This is a genomic window from Flavobacterium sp. HJSW_4 (genome assembly GCF_042436695.1).
Taxonomy (GTDB): Bacteria; Bacteroidota; Bacteroidia; order Flavobacteriales; family Flavobacteriaceae; genus Flavobacterium.
In genome coordinates, this window is the sequence record NZ_JBHNPP010000052.1 from 1 (window position 1) to 18,866 (window position 18,866).

Below are 18,866 nucleotides of genomic sequence, written 5' to 3' on the forward strand. Positions count from 1 at the left end.
AATGTAATCTTTAAATAACGAAAAATCGGAGATGAAATCTGCAGGTGATTTGCGCCCGCAGGATTGAAAAATAAAAAACACAAAAAATACGAGAAATAGTCCTTTTGCTTTCACTTTTATCTAGAGTTAATCGGTTAATAAACTAATAATTTAATAGGAATTGCTATTATGGGCATAACTGCAAAATCGCAATTAAATTATTATAAAAGTAAAATATTTTCCGAATCCTTTAAGAAGAAAATTCTCTAATACAATTATTTAACTTTTGTTGAAGTTTTATTAACGCTTTCAAAACTCAGAACCTAGTTTTGACAGCACTTTATCCATTTCACGAAAGTGTTCTTCGGAATTTGAGGAATAATGCATTTGATTATCGTTTATGATAACAATTACATCATCCGAATGATTTCCATAAAATTTTATCCCTTCAACCCATTGCTTGAAAGAAACATCTTTATTTGAAAAATTCTGAGTTATGAAATCTAATTCATTTGGTTCGATTTCATAAAATGTATCACAAGTAAAATCTAACGCAAAACCTGCTTGTAAATATGCCATTGCAGTGAAAAAATCCGTCAAAGTTTCTGTTTCCAGATTCCATTCTTTTTCGTCATAACTCATATAAACAGGCGGATTGTTTTTTGACAAATCCTCTTTATGAATTCCCCAAACACAAACCTTTTGATTTTCAGAATAAAAGATCAAATAATCATCGTGTTTGTAATATTGAAAACGTTCTGGAACAATCAATAAATCTTGTGTATGATTTAAGTTTTGAATTTTACCCAATTCCGCGTAATAATCTACAAAAACTTGTGGAAGCTGTCCGAAAATATCTTTTCCAACTTGAATTTCATCCTTTGTAAAGCCATTTGATTCTGTGATATGGAATAGTTTTTTTATTGTAGAGAAATCTGTCATGACATTTAGAATTATTTACGTCTTTCTAGGAAAAAACGTTTCATTAAATCAGCTGCTTCATTTGCCATTACACCAGAAACAACAGTTGTTTTAGGATGCAATTTTGTTCCCATATTTAAAAATCCGCGTTGTTCGTCTCGTGCGCCAAAAACGATTTTAGAAATTTGACTCCAGTACAAAGCACCTGCGCACATTTGGCAAGGTTCGAGAGTTACATAAAGCGTACAATCTTTTAAATATTTTCCGCCTAGAAAATTGGCCGCTGCTGTAATTGATTGCATTTCGGCATGAGCCGTAACATCATTAAGCAATTCCGTCAAATTGTGGCTTCTTGCAATAACTTTATCGGCTACAACTACAATGGCTCCAACAGGAATTTCGCCTTTTAAGTAGGCTTCTTCTGCTTCCTGCAAAGCTTTCTTCATAAAATATTCGTCTGTAAAAGGATTTTCCATAATTGCAAAAGTAAAACTTTACTCATTATTTTTACTACATTTAAATTTTGAAATTGGAATATGGAAAGAAAACATAAAATAACTATACCTGAACCGTGTCATCAAGACTGGGACAAAATGACCCCAAATGAAAATGGGCGCTTTTGTTTGAGCTGTTCTAAAACGGTTATTGATTTTACTTCTATGCTTCCTGAAGAAATTCAGCATTATTTCATTCAAAATCAAAATGAAAAAATTTGCGGTAGATTTAAAAAATCGCAGTTAGATAGCATTACGATTCAAATTCCAGATCGTGTTTTATATTCGCAAACCCACTATCATAAAATGTTTTTATTGGCATTATTTATTGCCATGGGAACTACTTTGTTTAGCTGTGCAGATAACGAAGGGAATAAGGTAAATATTGATAAAATAGAAGTGGTAACAGACAATTCTCTAAAAGATTCTGACAAGCCAAACAATAAAGACAGTCTATCTGAAAAACCACCTCTTGCGCCTCATTTATCTGCTAACATAGAGCCTATAATGGCTGTTTCTGAAGGACATATTGCCGTCGAACCTTATTACGATACCCTAACTGGTACTCCTGTTGTTGAAAACTTTGAAGCATTGCCAGCATATCCTGGAGGGTTTGAAAGATTTAATACATTTATTCAAAATGAATTTAAAATTCCTAAAAAAGCCAGACGAATTACAGGAGAAATTGAGGTTTCTTTTGTTGTAAATAAAGAAGGATATTTAGACCAATTTAAAGTTTTTGACAATATTGGTCATGAAACAGGAGAAGAAATAATTCGGGTTTTAAAAAAATCGAAAACGAAATGGATGCCAAAAATAATTAACGGAAGACCTGTTCTTGATACAATCAGAATGAATATCATTGTACAAAAAGACAGTCTGAACATTGAAAGAAAAAACAGAAAACTTTCAAAAATAGTATCCATTGATCTTGTCAAAAAAAATGAAAAACTGGTATATAACGAAAGCCAACCTTCATGTGAAAAAACAACTGCGCAGGAATCTATAGCAGAAGGCGATATTTATGTATCTGGAGCTGCAATTGTAACCAATGCAGATTTTCCAAATGGAATTAATGCTTTCTATGATTTTTTTGCCCAAGAATTTAAAATGCCCGAAGAAGTTGAAAATGCAAAAGATCCTATTTTTGTTTCATTTGTAGTAGAAAAAGATGGTTCGTTAGGAAATTTTCAATTTCCAAAAAATATTGATTCTCAATTAGAATCAGAAATAACACGCGTTTTAAATCTGTGCCCAAAATGGATTCCTGGTGAACAAAACGGAAAGAAAACAAGAGAGAAAATTAGTTTCCCAATAGCACTTGAAAAATGGAAATAGGACATAAAATAACTGCTCAGACAAAGTTTTACAAACTGTTTTTATATTTCGTTGTGGGAATAACTTTTTTCAGCTGCCAAAACAAAGAAGACAAACAACAAGAAGTTAAAAATATTGAAGCTGTTAAGGATACTTCTGTGGCAAAATCTGTTGCTTTAGACACTACTAGAACAAGTAAGAAAAAATTAGATCAAGTACCTCCAGATTTATCAAAAGCGGAGCGAACCGAATTAAAGCAAACAACCGCAATAGCAACTAAAGATGTCAATGAGAATAAATCTTCAAAATCTGATAAAGTCAAAAAAGAAGAGCAATTACCAACTCTAAAACCTCTTTCAAATACAAATGCCGAATTCCCGGGCGGAATCGATCAATTTCATACTTTCTTCATGAAAGAATATAAAAAACCAGAAAATGTAAATTATTGGAAACTTAATTTCACACTTGCATTTGCCGTAGAAAAAAACGGTTCAGTTTCTTTTCTTGAATGCTCTCCAGCAGTTGAAGAACCTTTGGAAAAGGAAATTATTAGAGTTTTAAATTTATGTCCTAAATGGCAACCTGGCGAATCGAATGGAAAAAAAACCAGAATGCAATATTCTGTTCCGATTTTATTGAAATAAGACTCTGAGAGAAAATTAAATTTAAAACCGTAAATTTGTTTTTTACCTTACAATGAAAAGCGATTTACTTTCCAACATATATAATCCTGCTGATTTACGTCTTTTAAAAGAAGAACAGCTTACTCAAGTTGCCCAAGAACTTCGACAGTTTATTATTGATATAGTTTCTGTAAAAGAAGGTCATTTGGGGGCAAGTTTAGGCGTTGTAGAACTTACAATTGCCCTGCATTATGTTTTTAATACTCCTGCTGATTTATTGGTTTGGGATGTCGGACATCAAGCTTACGGGCATAAAATATTGACCGAAAGAAGAGAAATTTTTCATACAAATCGACAAATCGACGGTATTTCTGGTTTCCCGAAAAGAAGCGAAAGCGTTTATGATACTTTTGGTGTTGGCCATTCTTCTACTTCTATTTCTGCAGCTTTAGGTATGGCGATTGCTTCTAAATTAAAAGGTGATTTTGATAAAGAACATATTGCTGTAATAGGCGACGCTTCAATTGCAAGCGGAATGGCGTTTGAAGGACTTAATCACGCTGGAGTTACTGATGCTAATATTTTAGTGATTCTGAATGATAACGCCATCGGAATTGATCCAAGTGTTGGTGCTTTAAAACAATATCTTACTTCGGTTAAAAACGGAAAAAATCCGAGACAAAATAATATTATTAAATCTTTGAATTTTGATTATTCTGGTCCAATTGACGGTCATGATCTTCCGAAATTAATCAAAGAATTAAATCGTCTAAAAAAGATTAAAGGTCCGAAATTCCTTCATATTGTAACTACAAAAGGAAAAGGATTGCAACAAGCTGAAGAGAATCAGGTGAAATATCATGCACCTGGAAAATTTGATGCTTCGACTGGAGAAATTCATTTAAAATCGGAAGAAAATCTTCCTCCAAAATATCAGGATGTTTTTGGTTTAACCATTTTAGATTTAGCCAAAAAGAATGAAAAAATAATCGGAATTACTCCCGCAATGCCATCTGGAAGTTCGTTAAAATTTATGATGGATGAATTGCCGGATCGTGCCTTTGATGTTGGAATTGCAGAACAGCATGCTGTAACATTGGCCGCAGGAATGGCAACTCAGGGAATGATCGTCTATTGCAATATTTATTCGACTTTTTTACAACGCGCCTACGACCAAGTGATTCATGATGTTGCTTTACAAAATCTGCCTGTTATTTTTTGTCTTGACCGCGCAGGTTTGGTTGGCGAAGACGGCGCAACGCATCACGGTGTTTTTGACATTGCATATTTACGTTCGATTCCGAATATGATTATCTATGCGCCGTTAAACGAAATAGAACTTCAAAACATTTTGTACACCGTTCAATTAGGAATAGATCATCCAATTGCAATTCGATATCCAAGAGGTCGTGGAGTTCTGCCAAATTGGGAAGTAGAAAATTTCGGACATTACGAAAAAATATTTTTAGGCAAGGCGAAATGTTTAAAAGATGGTACGAAACTTGCTGTACTGTCGGCCGGAACAATTGGAAATAATGTTATAGAAGCGCTCAAAGAATCAACACATTCTAATGAAATTGCCCATTATAACTTTAGTTTTATCAAACCACTAGACATCAATACATTAATTACTATTTTTTCAACTTTTGATCGTATTATTACAATCGAAGATGGGGTTAAAAATGGTGGTTTTGGAAGTGCAGTTTTAGAGTTTGCAGCATCGAATAATTTTAAAAATTCTATTGAAATTTTGGGTGTTCCAGACGAATTTATTGAACATGGAACAGTAAATCAACTGCAACAATTGTGTAAAATTGACGTTAAAAGTTTAATAAATCTTTTTTCTAACGGTTCAAAATAATTATTTTGCGAAACCAAAACAAAAATTACCACAATGAAATTATTGCGTTCTACCCTTTTGCTGTTATTGCTTTTGTGTACTTCTAATAACTTTGCCCAGATTATACAAACAACTCTAAGCCCGAATCAAGTACCTAAACCGCCATCAAACTGGACAGAGAAAAACCAACTTGGTTTTGACCTTTCACAAATTGCTTTTGTCAACTGGAGCGCGGGGGGAACAAGTTCTATCTCTGGATTATTTAAAGGAGAGTTTTCTAGAACTTATTTGAAAGGAAATAATAAGTGGTTCAATGAACTTATTATGAAGTATGGTCTAAACAAGCAAGAAGAGACTGAAACAAGAAAAACGGATGATGCGATTCAATTCAACTCAACTTACGGTTTTAGAAAAGACACTGCTTCAAATTGGTATTATTCAGCAAAATTCAACTTCAATACACAGTTTACCAACGGTTATAATTATCCGAATAGAGACGTTCCTATTTCTAGACCTTTTGCACCAGCTTATGTGTTTCTAGGAGCCGGAGCTGAGAATTCTAATAAAGAAAAAAATAGAACGTTTTACTTCTCACCAATTACGTTAAAAACCACATTGGTATTAGACCAAGATTTGGCTAATCAAGGATCTTTTGGTGTTAAAAAAGCCATTTATGCACCAGATCCTTCAGATCCGACTCAGCAAATTTTAATTAAAGAAGGGCAAAAGGTAAAAGCCGAATTCGGTATACTTTTTACTGCCTACAACAAAAGCGAAATCTATAAAAATGTTTTTTATGAAAACAGGCTAAGTTTATATACCGATTATTTGAACCGATTCGGAAATGTGGATATTGATTATGACACCCGTTTAGACTTGGTAGTAAACGCTTATGTAAAAGCCAATATTGGTGTTCACTTAATTTATGATGACGACATTAAAAACAAAAAAGATGTTATTGATCCAACCACAGGATCAAAAACCCAAATTACTGAAGGTCCAAAAATGCAATTAAGACAAGTTCTTGGTGTTGGTTTGGTTTATGCTTTCAAATAAAAAGAGATAAATACAACGATAAAAAAAAGCTTCTTTTAGAATATTTCTGAAAGAAGCTTTTTTTATTTAACGCTTTTTTTGTCCCTGAATCATTTCATACAGCTCAAGTGCATTTCCGTCTGTTAAGAGCGAAACATAGTGGCAAATATGCAATAGACGCTCATATAAATTGGTTTTGTCTAAATGATGTTTTTCTGGCAACATTTTCAAAATCAGCTTATCGTAGTTTGAGGCTGTTCCTTCAAATTTATTGTTATAAGCTGTAATGAATTTATCTAATAACGTTTGAATAATCTGATAGCCAACAATTTCTTTTTCAATTACTTCTCGACTTTGGTAGATTTTTTCAATACTCAATTTGATAATATCATCCATTTGTGCTTTGTATTTGCTTTTGTCTGTTAAAGCATACGGAAAGTTTCCGGCAAGAATTGCTTCTTCATTTTCAACAAAAACATTTACTGCGTCATTAATTAAAGTTCCAATTGCCAAAGCTCTCAAATAACTGATGCGATCTTCCTTTGTAGTTAATGATTTGTATTTTGAAACTCCGATATTGTCTTTTACCAAATTAATTAAATATTCTAAAGCAAAATCTTCAGACACCAAACCTAAATTGATTCCATCTTCAAAATCAATGATTGTATAGCAAATATCATCTGCCGCTTCAACCAAATATGCTAAAGGATGTCTTTCAAAACCAATATCTTCTCCAGATTTATTGGCAATCATGCCCATATCTTTGGCTACTTCTTCAAAGAATAATTTATCCGTTTGAAAGAAACCGTATTTTTTATCGGCGATATTATTAGTTGGCCTTTTCGGAAGACTTTCTTTCGGATATTTCATAAAAGCTCCCAGAGTTGCATACGAAATACGAAGTCCGCCTTCAATTCCTGGGCGGCTTGCAGTTAGAACTGAAAATCCGTTTGCATTTCCTTCAAAATCAATTAAGTCTTGCCATTGTTTATCTGTGAGCTGATTTTTGTATTTCAGTCCATTTCCGATAGAAAAATATTCGCCAATAGCTTTTTCTCCAGAATGTCCAAAAGGCGGATTTCCAATATCATGCGCCAATGAAGCCGCTGCCACAATAGCACCAAAATCGTTCATATGATAACCGTGAACTTCTTTCAAGTAAGGATATTTTTCAATGATTTTCTTTCCAACCAAACGCCCAAGCGAACGCCCGACAACAGAAACTTCCAAACTATGCGTTAAACGCGTGTGCACGAAATCTGTTTTAGAAAGCGGAATAACTTGTGTCTTATCTTGTAAACTTCTAAAAGCGGCAGAAAATATAATTCGGTCATAATCAACTTCAAATCCTAAACGCGTATCATCTTGTTCTACACGTAATCTTTTGCTTGTATCGCCCTGACGTTTTAATGATAAAAGTTGTTCCCAGTTCATTTTTCAATTTTAGATATTAGATTGATGATTTTACATTGCTCATCGAGACTTCAAAAATACGTTTTATTTTAAGATTTTCTTCTGCTTTAAAATTCTAAAGCGGTGCTGTGTTTGATTTCTCCCATCACAAAAATGCTGTTTGTATTCCCTATGTTTTCTATAGTTGAAAGCTTATTCATTACAAAATCCTGATAACTAGCCATATCTTGCACCAAAATTTTAAGCATGAAATCGTAATCTCCAGCAATATTGTAGCATTCTATAATTTCTGGAAGTGCCACGATATCTTTCACAAAATTGCTCCCGACATTTTTGGCATGTTCTTTTAAACGCACATTACAAAAAACAGTCATGCCGCGATTCATTTTCTTCTTATCTAAAAGGGCAACATATTTCGTAATGTAACCATCTCTTTCTAACCTTTTTATTCGCTCATAAACTGGAGTTACCGTTAGAAATAATTTACTAGCAAGATCTTTTGTATTGATATTACAATCTTCTTGAAGGTATTTTAAGATCAATAAATCCGTTTTATCTAAATTTTCCATAGTTTTTTTTACGGCTAAAAGTTCATTTAAAAGATTTTTACAGTAATAAAATCTTTTAAAAACATATTTAAAAATACATTTTACTGAAATAAACATCAAATATAAGTTATAAAAACCAAGAATGTAAATTTGTTCAGTAAAAAACACTGAATAAAAATGAAAACAAACAACTTAGGTTACCCAAGAATTGGCAGCAACAGAGATCTGAAAAAAGCTAGTGAACTTTATTGGGCTGGAAAAATTTCTGCAGACGAACTTATAGATACTGGAAAAGAAATCCGTCTTAAAAACTGGAAATTACAAGCCGAAGCAGGAGTTGATTTAATTCCTTCTAATGACTTTTCTTTTTATGATCAAGTTTTGGATTTGACTTTGGCTCTTGGAGCAATTCCAACACGTTACCATGAATTGGCAAAAAGCAATTCTTCTCTAGATTTGTATTTTGCAATGGCAAGAGGATCTCAAAAAGACGGACAGGATGTTGTTGCAATGGAAATGACAAAATGGTTCGATACCAATTACCATTATATTGTTCCTGAATTTACAAAAAACCAAAAGTTTGAATTGTTTTCTGAAAAAATAATCAATGAATTTAAAGAAGCTAATGCTATCGGAATCAAGACAAAACCTGTTTTAATTGGTCCTGTTTCGTATTTATTATTAGGGAAAGAAAAAGAGGAAGGTTTTAATAGAATTGATCTTATCGATGCTTTACTTCCTGTTTATTTCGAAATTCTTGAAAAATTACAAGACGAAAATGCCGAATACATCCAGTTTGACGAACCTTTTTTGGCTTTAAATTTAACTGATAAAGACAGAAGCGCTTTCACGAAAGTGTACAATGAAATCAACAAACGTTTTCCAAAACTTAAAATCGTTTTAGCGAATTATTTCGATTGTTTTGGAGAAAATTTAGAAACGGCGCTTGCTTTGCCGGTTGACACTTTCCATTTAGATTTAGTTCGTTGTCCGCTTCAATTGGGTGATATTTTAGAATCTGGAAAACTGGCTTCAAACGTAAATCTTTCTCTTGGAGTGGTCGACGGAAGAAACATCTGGAAAAATGACTTTAAAAAATCTTTAGAAATCATCAAAAAAGCAACTGATGCTTTAGGCGAAAGCCGAATCTTAATTGCCCCTTCTTGCTCTTTAATTCACAGTCCGTGCGATTTAGATTTGGAAACAAACAACGAAACATTGACTCCAGAAATCAAACAATGGCTAGCTTTTGCTAAACAGAAAATCAACGAAATTGTACTTTTAAAACAATTTGCTTCTAATGAAGTGAAAATCGAAAACTCAGCCGATTACAAAGAAAATGTTCTGGCAAATGAAAATCGTAAAACTTCAAAATTAATTCATAATAACGAAGTAAAAGCTCGTGTTGCAGGAATCACAACTTCAGATGAACAACGAAAAAGTGCTTTTGCCGTTAGAAGAAAAAGCCAAATCGAAGCTTTAAAATTGCCATTATTTCCAACAACAACAATTGGATCTTTTCCTCAAACAGCCGAAGTGAGAAGCTGGAGAGCAAAATTCAAAAAAGGAGAATTAACGGCTCCAGAATACAATGATTTAATCGAAAAAGAAACGGAAGCTACCATTCGTTTTCAAGAAGAAACTGGAATCGACGTTTTAGTTCATGGAGAGTTTGAACGCAACGACATGGTGGAATATTTCGGAGAGCAATTGGCCGGATTTACTTTTACGAAAAACGGTTGGGTTCAGAGTTACGGAAGCCGTTGCGTGAAACCGCCAGTTATTTACGGAGACGTTTCTAGACCAAATCCAATGACGGTTAAATGGTCGCAATTTGCACAATCTTTAACTCCAAAATGGGTAAAAGGAATGTTGACAGGTCCTGTAACAATTTTACAATGGTCGTTTGTTCGTAACGATCAGCCGCGTTCTGAAACTTGTACGCAAATCGCTTTGGCTATTCGTGACGAAGTTGTCGATTTAGAAAAAGCAGGAATTAAAATCATTCAGATTGATGAACCTGCCATTCGCGAAGGTCTTCCGTTAAGAAAAGAAGAATGGGCAAAATATTTGGATTGGGCTGTAAAAGCGTTCCGAATTTCTGCCAGCGGAGTTAACGATGACACTCAAATCCACACACACATGTGTTACAGCGAATTCAATGACATTATTCAAAATATTGCCGATATGGATGCCGATGTTATCACAATCGAGTGTTCACGTTCGCAAATGGAGCTTTTAGATGCGTTTGCCAACTTCAAATATCCAAACGAAATTGGCCCTGGAGTTTACGATATTCACTCGCCTCGCGTTCCTTCGAGTGCCGAAATGGTTCGCTTGTTAGAAAAAGCTTCCAATGTAATTCCAGTAGATCAATTATGGGTAAATCCAGATTGCGGTTTAAAAACGCGTCATTGGGATGAAACCAAAAAAGCGCTAATCGAAATGGTTGCCGCAGCCCAAGAAATGCGAACAACTATAGAAAACCCTGTGAATTAATACCTTTTAAATAGTTTTTGTTTTTTATGCCAGCAAATGAGGCCGAATATTAGTTATGATTCGGTTCGGCTTCATTTTGTTGGTGTTTTTTAGAAGCAAACAACATTAGTTTTCAAAACAAATCTAGTCCCGCTATCCGCTATATCTTTTATGGCGAACCCCGCCACAAAAGGATATCACTCCTATCGGGGCTAAACAACAACTTTTAGTTTTCAGAAGAACTTTAACAAACAAAAAAAGCGCTCCAATTGGAACGCTTTATACTTTATAAAAAATCTAAAATTAGAAGTTTTTAGAAATACCAACAGAGAAAGACTGCCCGAAATTAGAATAAAGCGACTTTGTTTTGCCAGTAGCACCAGAAGCATAATCGTTATTTAGAGCCGAATAATTTATCCCCCCAATACTAAAGTTCAGTCCAAAACCTTTTTTAATGTCAATAAAAATTGCCGGTGTTAGACCTACATAAAATCCATCACTATCATTATAATATTGGCCTATTGCGTTTTTATTAGTTTCTTTTTTATTTTTATAACCAACACCCAAATCTGCATAAGCTGAAAAAATACCTCCTAAAGTTTTACTGTAACGCAAAAAACCTCCAAATGCATAAATTCGATCTTTGAACTGGGTTCCATCATTAAAATCTTGTTTATTACTTGTAATATCTGCTTCAATACCAGCGGTCCAATTTTCGTGAAACTGGTAACCAACCTTTGGCTGAAAACCAAAATAGTTTTGCTTGTTTTCTGCATTCGAATTTGAATTTGAATTCTTTTGAGAATTGAATGTGACATTTCCCATAACTAAAATAGATCCTTTTTGAGCATTTGCGTAACTACAAATAGCTAACACAAGAATAAGTAACATTTTTTTCATAAAATAATTATTTAAAGTTGTTACTTATTTCACAACAACTATACCGCTGTTTTTAATCATTCTAAACGAATAGATTCAAATAATTAATTATCAATCATTTAAAAAAGTAAGAAAAATCTTTTTTAACATTACTTTATTATAATGCAAAAAAAGCGCTCCAATTAGAGCGCTTTCTTATTAAAATAAAAATCTAAACTAGAAGTTTTTAGAAACTCCGATGTTTACTGTTTTACCAAAGTTGAATTCAAATTGCTTAACATCTGGTCCATTATTATCAAAACTCAATGTTTCGTATCCAATACCGCCAATGCTAAAATTTAATCCGAAGCCTTTTTTCATATTGATAAAAAGAGCTGGAGTAATACCTGCATAAAAACCATCTCCTTTCGATTCGTTCTCTCCCTCTATTGAATTAACTGTGTTTTTTTGATTTTGAAAACCAGCGCCTAAATCAGCAAATACTGAAAAAGTTTCAGAAAGCGGAACAGTATAACGTAAAAATGCACCTGCTTTAAAATCATTTGATTTTGAAGTCATTCTTCCATCAATATCACTTTTTGAAGAAGCAAATAAAAATTCTCCTCCAACAGTCCAATTATCATGAAACTGATAACCTACTTTAGGAGAAAAACCAAATTCATGGTAATTATCACTAAATGTTTGAAAATCTCTATTTGAAGAAGAATAACTAATATTTCCTCCAACTAAAATGGTTCCCTTTTGGGCATTTGCAAAGCCAAAAACTGACAATGCAAGAATAAGTAGCATTTTTTTCATAATGGTTTATAATTTAAAATTTGTAAGCATTAACCAACAACGATGCCACCAAAACCTAAAACAATAAGTAAAAACTTATTTTTACCATTAGTTAATAATTGTAAAACAACAACTTAACAAAATCGATTAAAAACAGTCAAGCAGCTAACATCTACTTAAAATTTGCCATAAAAAAAGCGCTCCAATGGAGCGCTTTCTGAAATTGAATATAAAAACTAGATTAGAAGTTTTTAGAGATTCCAATGTTAAGTGTTTTTCCGAAGTTAAAGTAGAAATTGTTAACATCTGGTCCGTTATTATCATAACTTAAAGTTTCGTATCCTAAACCACCGATGCTGAAGTTTAATCCGAAGCTGTTTTTCATGTTAATGAAAAGAGCTGGGGTAACACCAATGTACATACCATCACCTTTAGCTTTTGCATAGTTTGCTCCAACATAACTTTTGTCTGTTTGATTTTGGAAACCAGCTCCCATATCTGCAAATACTGCGAAAGTTTGGCTTAATGGTCTTGTATAACGTACAAATGCACCTGCTTTGAAGTTATTAGTTTTGTATTCATTTACTCCTTGATCGTCTTTTGAAGAAGCAATACTTAATTCACCCCCAACTGTCCAGTTATCGTGGAATTGGTAACCTACTTTTGGAGAAAAAGCAAATTCGTTTGATTTTCTTTCAGCATTACCGAAATCTCTTGTTTCAGAAGAATAAGAGATGTTACCACCTACTAATACTGTTCCTTTTTGTGCGTTTGCAAAACTGCAGATAGCTAAAGCAGCTACCACTAACATTTTTTTCATTTTGGCTTTTAATTTAAAATTTATGTTTCCTTTAACAATAACAGTGCCGTGAATTAAGGGTTTTATATTTTTTTTAAGAAATACTTAAGAAGCCAAAATGTAGCAATCGACATTATTTCTAGTTACTTTTGTAGCAAATAAAAAATACATGTCGATAGTAGTAAACAACATATCAAAAAGTTACGGAACACAAAAAGCATTAAATTCAATTTCTTTTTCGATTGAAAAAGGAGAAATTGTTGGATTTTTAGGACCAAACGGAGCTGGAAAATCTACTTTAATGAAAATTTTGACCACATATTTATTGGCAGATGAAGGCTCAGCCCTTGTAAACAGTCACGATGTCATGACGGAAGCCAAAGCTGTTCAACGCTCGATCGGATATTTGCCAGAACACAATCCGTTGTATTTGGATTTGTATGTTCGTGAGTATTTGGCATTTAATGCTGATGTTTATAGCGTGCCAAAATCAAGAATTGAAGAAGTAATTCAGCTGACAGGACTGACACCAGAAAGCCATAAAAAGATCGGCCAGCTTTCTAAAGGATACCGCCAACGTGTTGGATTGGCAAATGCTTTGCTTCATGATCCAGAAGTTTTAATTTTGGATGAACCAACTACTGGACTGGATCCTAATCAGTTAATGGAAATTCGTAATGTGATTAAAAATGCAGGAAAAAATAAAACTGTTTTTTTATCGACACACATCATGCAAGAAGTCGAAGCAATTTGCGATCGTGTCATAATTATTGACAAAGGACAAATTGTTGCAGACAATAAATTAGACCATTTAGTTAGTGCCAACAAAGAGCAAGTTATTGAAGTTGAGTTCGATTATAAAGTGGAAGAACAACTTTTGGCTAAACTAGAAAATATTTCTTCGTACGTAAATACTCATGACATGACATGGGAACTGACTTTTGTCACAGATAAAGATATGCGCCCTACTATTTTTGACTTTGCCAATGAAAATGGATTAAAAACATTACAATTGAATCAGAAGAATAAAAATCTAGAAGCTGTTTTTAGAGAAATTACTAAATAAGTATTCAGTCTAAGTCACGGTTTTCAGTTAGAAAAGCGGTTTGTTTTAAATAAAACAAATCGCTTTTTTCTTTTTATTTCTTCTTCTTTTCTCTGCAAATCAACAAAATAAGGTTTTCTTTCAAAAAATATTCATTATTTTTATTTAGACTTGTTATAAATAGTATTATATTTGGCAAATCAAATTTTAAATGCCACGATATGTTACGTATCCTCCTTATCCTTAAAAAACCTATTTCTGTTGTTTTAAATCAAGTAATAATTTTTCGAAAAAAGTTTTCAGACAAATTAGAACAAATTGTATTGCACTAAATTCTGATTTTAAAAATTACAAAGATTATTATGTTCTAAATCTCGATTTAGAATTTGCCAAATTGAAACAACATGAAAAAATTAATAACCTCTCTTATGCTTGCTTTTTCGGTATATGATGGATATTCTCAAACAGAAAAAGAAACTGATAGTATTGTTGAAACCACTATAAATGCTTTAGATGAAATTGTGATTAGTAAAAAGAAAGTCCTTTACACTCAAAAATCAGATCGTCTTGTTTTTAATGTAGAAAACAGCATCGTTTCTGAAGGCGGAACCGCTCTTGACGTTTTATCGCGCGCGCCAGGCGTTGTGGTTTCGCAAGATGGCGATCTGTCCATTCGCGGTCAGCAAGGTGTTGCCGTGATGATAAATGGTAAATTGACACAGCTTTCTCAGAAAGAATTAGCGAATTATTTAAAAGCTACGACTTCATCAAACATCAAACAAATTGAAGTAATTACAAATCCTTCTTCTAAATATGATGCAGCTGGAAAAGCTGGAATTATCAATATCATTCTGAAAAAACCAAATGCTGAAGGTTTAAAAGGAACTGCTTTTGCAAGTTACGGAAGAGGCCGAAAAAACAGAACGAATTCTGGCTTCAATTTAAATTACAATAAAGATAAATGGGGCATTTTTGGAAATTACAGTTATACTTTCCGTGGCGAAGAAGAGCATAAAACGTTCAATCAGAGTCAATATACAAATCTTACGCATCAGGAAATTATTTCTACAAATCACCAGACTTCTATTACAGATGAACCTTTGACTTCTAATAATTTCAAAATTGGAACGCAATATGAAGTTTCTCCTAAAACTAATTTAGAGGTTTATGTTGATGCTAAAATTGGACGCTACCAAAATATGGCAGACGGAACAAATACAGTTTTTAATACTTCAAATCAGCCTGTTTTTGATGCTTTGACTTATAATGACAGTAAAGAAAAATGGTTTGATTATACGTATGCTTTTTCCGGAACGCATAAATTTAATGACGAAGGAAAAAATATGGCTTTTGATTTTGAATACGAAACTTCGAAGTTTAGATCTAATCAATTTCAAAGTGCCGATAATACCGCAAATGCTACTGTTGTAAACGATCGTCGCGGTTATATTCCGTCTCAATTAAAAGTATTTACAGGAAAAATCGATTTTGTAAATCCGTTTAAGGAAAAACAATCTATTGAATGGGGTTTTAAAGCCAGCATTAAAAACAATGATAATCCATCTGTTTACGAATATTATGAAAACAACGATTGGCTTATTGATTTTAATTCGACCAATCATTTTGAATACAACGAACAGATTTATGCGGCTTACGCGAATTACAAATATCAGTTAGAAAAATTAAATATTCAGGCTGGTTTAAGAAGTGAATACACTGCCATCAATATCGATCAGAAAACTTTAAATGAAGAGCATAAAGACGATTATTTGAAATGGTTCCCAAGTCTTTCTTTAAAATATGAATTTACCAGCAATCATTCTGCACATGCTTCTTATAGTAAAAGAATCAACAGGCCAAGCCAATTTGATTTGAATCCGTTTCGTTTTTATGATGATTCATTCAATTATTCGCAAGGAAATCCAAACTTGATTCCAGAGATTACGCACGCTATGGAAATTGGTTACGCTTGGAAAAGCAACTTTATGGCTTCTGTTTATTTTAATAGCACTAAAGATGTTTTCACGGAAGTGTACAACTATAATGCTGACACGAATACGACCGTGACAACTCAAATAAACGTTGACAAATCATACAATTACGGAGTTAACATTACCAACACAGCTGAGTTGAGCAAATGGTGGTCTGTAAATACTTTATTCAATGTTTTTGAAAATAAATTTATGGGGCAAATTTTAAACAGCAATACAATTGATCCTATTATGACCGTAAATCTGAGTGTTCAAAACTCTTTTACTATAACTGAAACTTTGAAAGCAGAAGGAAATGCACAATATCAGTCTAAATCTAATCTTGGAATTTACCAAAGAGACGGTTTCTTCGATTTCAGCATCGGAATTTCTAAACAGGTTTTAGCTAAAAAAGGAAGCATCAAGCTCAATTTTACTGATGTTTTCAATACTAATAATTTCTACATTAAATCTGCAGTTGCGCAAACTACAATTGATAAAAAATATGATCTAGACAATCGTATCGCGACAATTGCTTTTACATACCGTATATAAAATTCGTTCTTTAAATACCTTGTTTTTTGTTTTTTTTTGTGTTAGTTAAGAGCCTGTTCCTTCAAACAGGCTCTTCTACATTATATATGGTCCTGAGTTTTCTAAATTAATCTTATCTAAATTTCACAAATCAAAACTTTACATCCTAGAACCCCAAAGATTAACTCTTATACTATTTTAATACAGAAAGATACCTTCACAACAACCTTTCAATTAAAGCCATAAAAAAAGTCCTTTTAAAGCTTATTTCACTTTAAAAAGACTCTTCAAAACAATTTTAACTGTTTAGTTTTTCTTTGCTTTCTTCTTTCTTCCCCACCAAATATAAAAACCTGTAATAGGTAAACTTGCACAAATTAAACTAGCTGTAAAATAGAGAATTTTAGTTGTTATTCCGCCAATTGCGCCAACGTGAAGACTATAATTGGAACGGCTCATCCAATCGTGAAATTTCTCGTCTCCAATATATTTTCTAGATTTTGGAAGCAATTCTAATGTTTTCTGATCAAAGTATAAATCTCTCCAATTTCCGTTATGCATATCTGTACAGGCATAAAAATTATCTTTTGGTTCGTCTGGAAAATGGATAATTACGGCTTCATTATTATGTTTTGCGATTTCATTTCGAACTTTATCAAAAATAATATCTGCTGAAGTCAGCATATCATATTTAGGTTTTAAGAGCGTATCTGTTTTTATTTCAGCTACAACCTCTTTCTTTACTTTTTCATTGCCAAAACCTCCTGTAATCCAGTAAGTGCTTTCTCGAACCCAATGAAAACTCATGATTAAACCTGTCAATGCAATTAAAAACGCTAAAAGAAGCGAATAAAATCCTAAAACATTATGAAAATCATAATTCAGTCTTTTAAATTTGGCGCTCCATTTAATTTTAAAACTGTTATTTACGGTTGTTTTATTCCATTTTTTAGGAAACCATAAAATGATTCCGCTTACTAATAAAAAGAAGAAAATTAGCGTAGCCCAAGAGGTAACTGCTGTTCCTACTTCTCTGCCCAGCCAAACATAACGATGGCCTTCATCAATTTCATGGAAAAAATCTTCATGATCGACCATTCCAGTTATTTTTCCATTATATGGATTTACATAAACCAAAGAATCCGATTCAATATCAACTTTTATTGTTTTATCTAAACCATTGTACCATAAGCCGTGAATATCTTTCTTTGGAAATTCTTTCTTAACCGCAGCATATATTTTAGAAGGCGGTAAAACTTTATCTGCAGTTTGGGCTTCGACTTTAAGCCACGGAGAAGTCAATTCTTTTATTTCATGTTCGAAAACCAAAATACAGCCTGTAATTCCCATTATAAAAACTACAATTCCAGAAGCAAGTCCGAGCCATAAATGCAGCCAGGCATTGATTTTACTGAATCTCGATTTTCCTTTATTCGGCGGTTTATTTAAACGTTTTTTAAAAATATTCATTGCAATTTAATTTGAAAAGAAAACATTGTGAAAAACAAAAAACAAAATGGCCTGAGGATTACGTTAATAATACCTCAAGCCATTTTTCAATGTATTTAATTAGTATGTAAGTTTACCAATTGTTGGTAAATAAAGACCTTCTTTGATAAGAGCTCCAGCTTTTGCTACACCCGTTGCAATATCAATTTGATAAACACGTGCTTCGTCTCCTGTAACAAAACTTTTGTATGCTTTTCCGCTTTCTACAAATAAACTTGCTACTCCAAAAAACTCATCTCCACCATGATCAGGCAAACCCGTTACAGCAAGAATAGTCTGATTTGATAAATCTAAAATAGCCGATTTGAAGATTGTTTTTGTATTTAAGAAACTGTAAACTGCATTAGCGGCATCAACATCATTAGGAATATAAGAGATAAAAACTTTTTCTCCTCCTAATGGGTAAGCAGCAAGAACTTTTCCTTTTAATGTACTTTCTTCCAAATTGAAGAAATAACCTGGATCAAACTTAGCGTCTCCTTTTCTGATACGCAAAACTCCAGATTTAGCATCTGTAACAGGATATCCACCTGCGCGTGCATTAGAAGAAAATGTATAAATATCTCCAGATTCTGTCTGAACAATTCCTGTATTTGTATAATACATTCCAATTGCAGTTGTTCTAGTATCTTTTATTGATGTAACATATTCTAAAGAAGGATATTTGTACACTCTAATAGTAGCATCAGACGATAATACTTTATT

At 33.0% G+C, this 18,866-nt stretch carries 16 protein-coding genes; 7 read left to right on the top strand and 9 right to left on the bottom strand.

Features of this window, described 5'->3' with window-relative positions; genetic code table 11:
• Positions 1 to 288: 288 nt before the first annotated feature.
• Complete coding sequence (locus ACE01P_RS23455; RefSeq protein ID WP_379701488.1) at positions 289 to 921, bottom strand: hypothetical protein; 633 nt, start codon at positions 919 to 921, stop codon at positions 289 to 291.
• Positions 922 to 932: 11 nt separating this feature from the next.
• Positions 933 to 1,376: a nucleoside deaminase gene (locus ACE01P_RS23460; protein WP_223707354.1), complete on the bottom strand. Its 444-nt coding sequence runs from the start codon at positions 1,374 to 1,376 to the stop codon at positions 933 to 935.
• Positions 1,377 to 1,436: 60 nt separating this feature from the next.
• Here ACE01P_RS23460 and ACE01P_RS23465 point away from each other — a divergent pair, with 60 nt between their 5' ends.
• Genes ACE01P_RS23465 through ACE01P_RS23480 form a run of 4 tightly spaced genes read left to right on the top strand, consistent with a single transcriptional unit; the run spans position 1,437 to position 6,230 of the window.
• Positions 1,437 to 2,732 (top strand): energy transducer TonB, encoded by a 1,296-nt coding sequence (locus tag ACE01P_RS23465; RefSeq protein WP_379701489.1) that lies wholly within the window; start codon positions 1,437 to 1,439, stop codon positions 2,730 to 2,732.
• Entirely contained in the window at positions 2,723 to 3,355 is a 633-nt protein-coding gene (locus ACE01P_RS23470; protein ID WP_379701490.1) for a hypothetical protein, read from the top strand. Before ACE01P_RS23465 ends, ACE01P_RS23470 begins: the two co-directional genes overlap by 10 nt.
• A 52-nt stretch (positions 3,356 to 3,407) precedes the next feature.
• Entirely contained in the window at positions 3,408 to 5,195 is a 1,788-nt protein-coding gene (locus ACE01P_RS23475; protein WP_379701491.1) for a 1-deoxy-D-xylulose-5-phosphate synthase, read from the top strand.
• Between the two features lie 33 nt (positions 5,196 to 5,228).
• Positions 5,229 to 6,230: a DUF3078 domain-containing protein gene (locus ACE01P_RS23480; RefSeq protein WP_379701492.1), complete on the top strand. Its 1,002-nt coding sequence runs from the start codon at positions 5,229 to 5,231 to the stop codon at positions 6,228 to 6,230.
• Positions 6,231 to 6,296: 66 nt separating this feature from the next.
• Here ACE01P_RS23480 and ACE01P_RS23485 read toward each other — a convergent pair whose 3' ends face one another.
• Together ACE01P_RS23485 and ACE01P_RS23490 are read right to left on the bottom strand one after the other, a co-directional pair.
• Positions 6,297 to 7,643 carry a deoxyguanosinetriphosphate triphosphohydrolase gene (locus tag ACE01P_RS23485; protein WP_379701493.1) on the bottom strand — a complete coding sequence of 449 codons (1,347 nt, stop codon included), beginning with the start codon at positions 7,641 to 7,643 and terminating at the stop codon, positions 6,297 to 6,299.
• Positions 7,644 to 7,729: 86 nt separating this feature from the next.
• Positions 7,730 to 8,191, bottom strand: a complete 462-nt coding sequence (locus ACE01P_RS23490; RefSeq protein ID WP_012023598.1) for an Lrp/AsnC family transcriptional regulator — start codon at positions 8,189 to 8,191, stop codon at positions 7,730 to 7,732.
• Positions 8,192 to 8,347: 156 nt separating this feature from the next.
• Here ACE01P_RS23490 and metE point away from each other — a divergent pair, with 156 nt between their 5' ends.
• A complete protein-coding gene (gene metE / locus ACE01P_RS23495; RefSeq protein ID WP_379701494.1) occupies positions 8,348 to 10,669 on the top strand; it encodes a 5-methyltetrahydropteroyltriglutamate--homocysteine S-methyltransferase in 2,322 nt (773 codons plus the stop codon).
• A 282-nt stretch (positions 10,670 to 10,951) separates the two neighbouring features.
• Here the strand turns inward: metE and ACE01P_RS23500 are convergent, their stop codons facing one another.
• The 3 genes from ACE01P_RS23500 to ACE01P_RS23510 form a co-directional block, all read right to left on the bottom strand.
• Entirely contained in the window at positions 10,952 to 11,548 is a 597-nt protein-coding gene (locus tag ACE01P_RS23500) for an outer membrane beta-barrel protein (protein WP_379701495.1), read from the bottom strand.
• Positions 11,549 to 11,743: 195 nt separating this feature from the next.
• Positions 11,744 to 12,325, bottom strand: coding sequence for an outer membrane beta-barrel protein (locus ACE01P_RS23505; protein ID WP_379701496.1), 582 nt, complete (start codon positions 12,323 to 12,325; stop codon positions 11,744 to 11,746).
• A gap of 220 nt (positions 12,326 to 12,545) precedes the next feature.
• Positions 12,546 to 13,124, bottom strand: a complete 579-nt coding sequence (locus tag ACE01P_RS23510; RefSeq protein WP_379701497.1) for an outer membrane beta-barrel protein — start codon at positions 13,122 to 13,124, stop codon at positions 12,546 to 12,548.
• Positions 13,125 to 13,272: 148 nt separating this feature from the next.
• On the opposite strand from ACE01P_RS23510, the gene gldA reads away from it, so the two are divergent.
• Together gldA and ACE01P_RS23520 are read left to right on the top strand one after the other, a co-directional pair.
• A complete protein-coding gene (gldA, locus tag ACE01P_RS23515; RefSeq protein WP_379701498.1) occupies positions 13,273 to 14,169 on the top strand; it encodes a gliding motility-associated ABC transporter ATP-binding subunit GldA in 897 nt (298 codons plus the stop codon).
• 383 nt (positions 14,170 to 14,552) lie between these two features.
• Complete coding sequence (locus ACE01P_RS23520) at positions 14,553 to 16,673, top strand: TonB-dependent receptor domain-containing protein (protein ID WP_379701499.1); 2,121 nt, start codon at positions 14,553 to 14,555, stop codon at positions 16,671 to 16,673.
• A gap of 285 nt (positions 16,674 to 16,958) precedes the next feature.
• On the opposite strand, the gene ACE01P_RS23525 is transcribed toward ACE01P_RS23520, so the two are convergent.
• Together ACE01P_RS23525 and ACE01P_RS23530 are read right to left on the bottom strand one after the other, a co-directional pair.
• Entirely contained in the window at positions 16,959 to 18,122 is a 1,164-nt protein-coding gene (locus ACE01P_RS23525) for a PepSY-associated TM helix domain-containing protein (RefSeq protein ID WP_379701500.1), read from the bottom strand.
• 99 nt (positions 18,123 to 18,221) lie between these two features.
• Positions 18,222 to 18,866, bottom strand: a 645-nt coding sequence (locus tag ACE01P_RS23530; RefSeq protein ID WP_379701501.1) for a DUF4374 domain-containing protein, incomplete at its 5' end; no start/stop codon positions are given.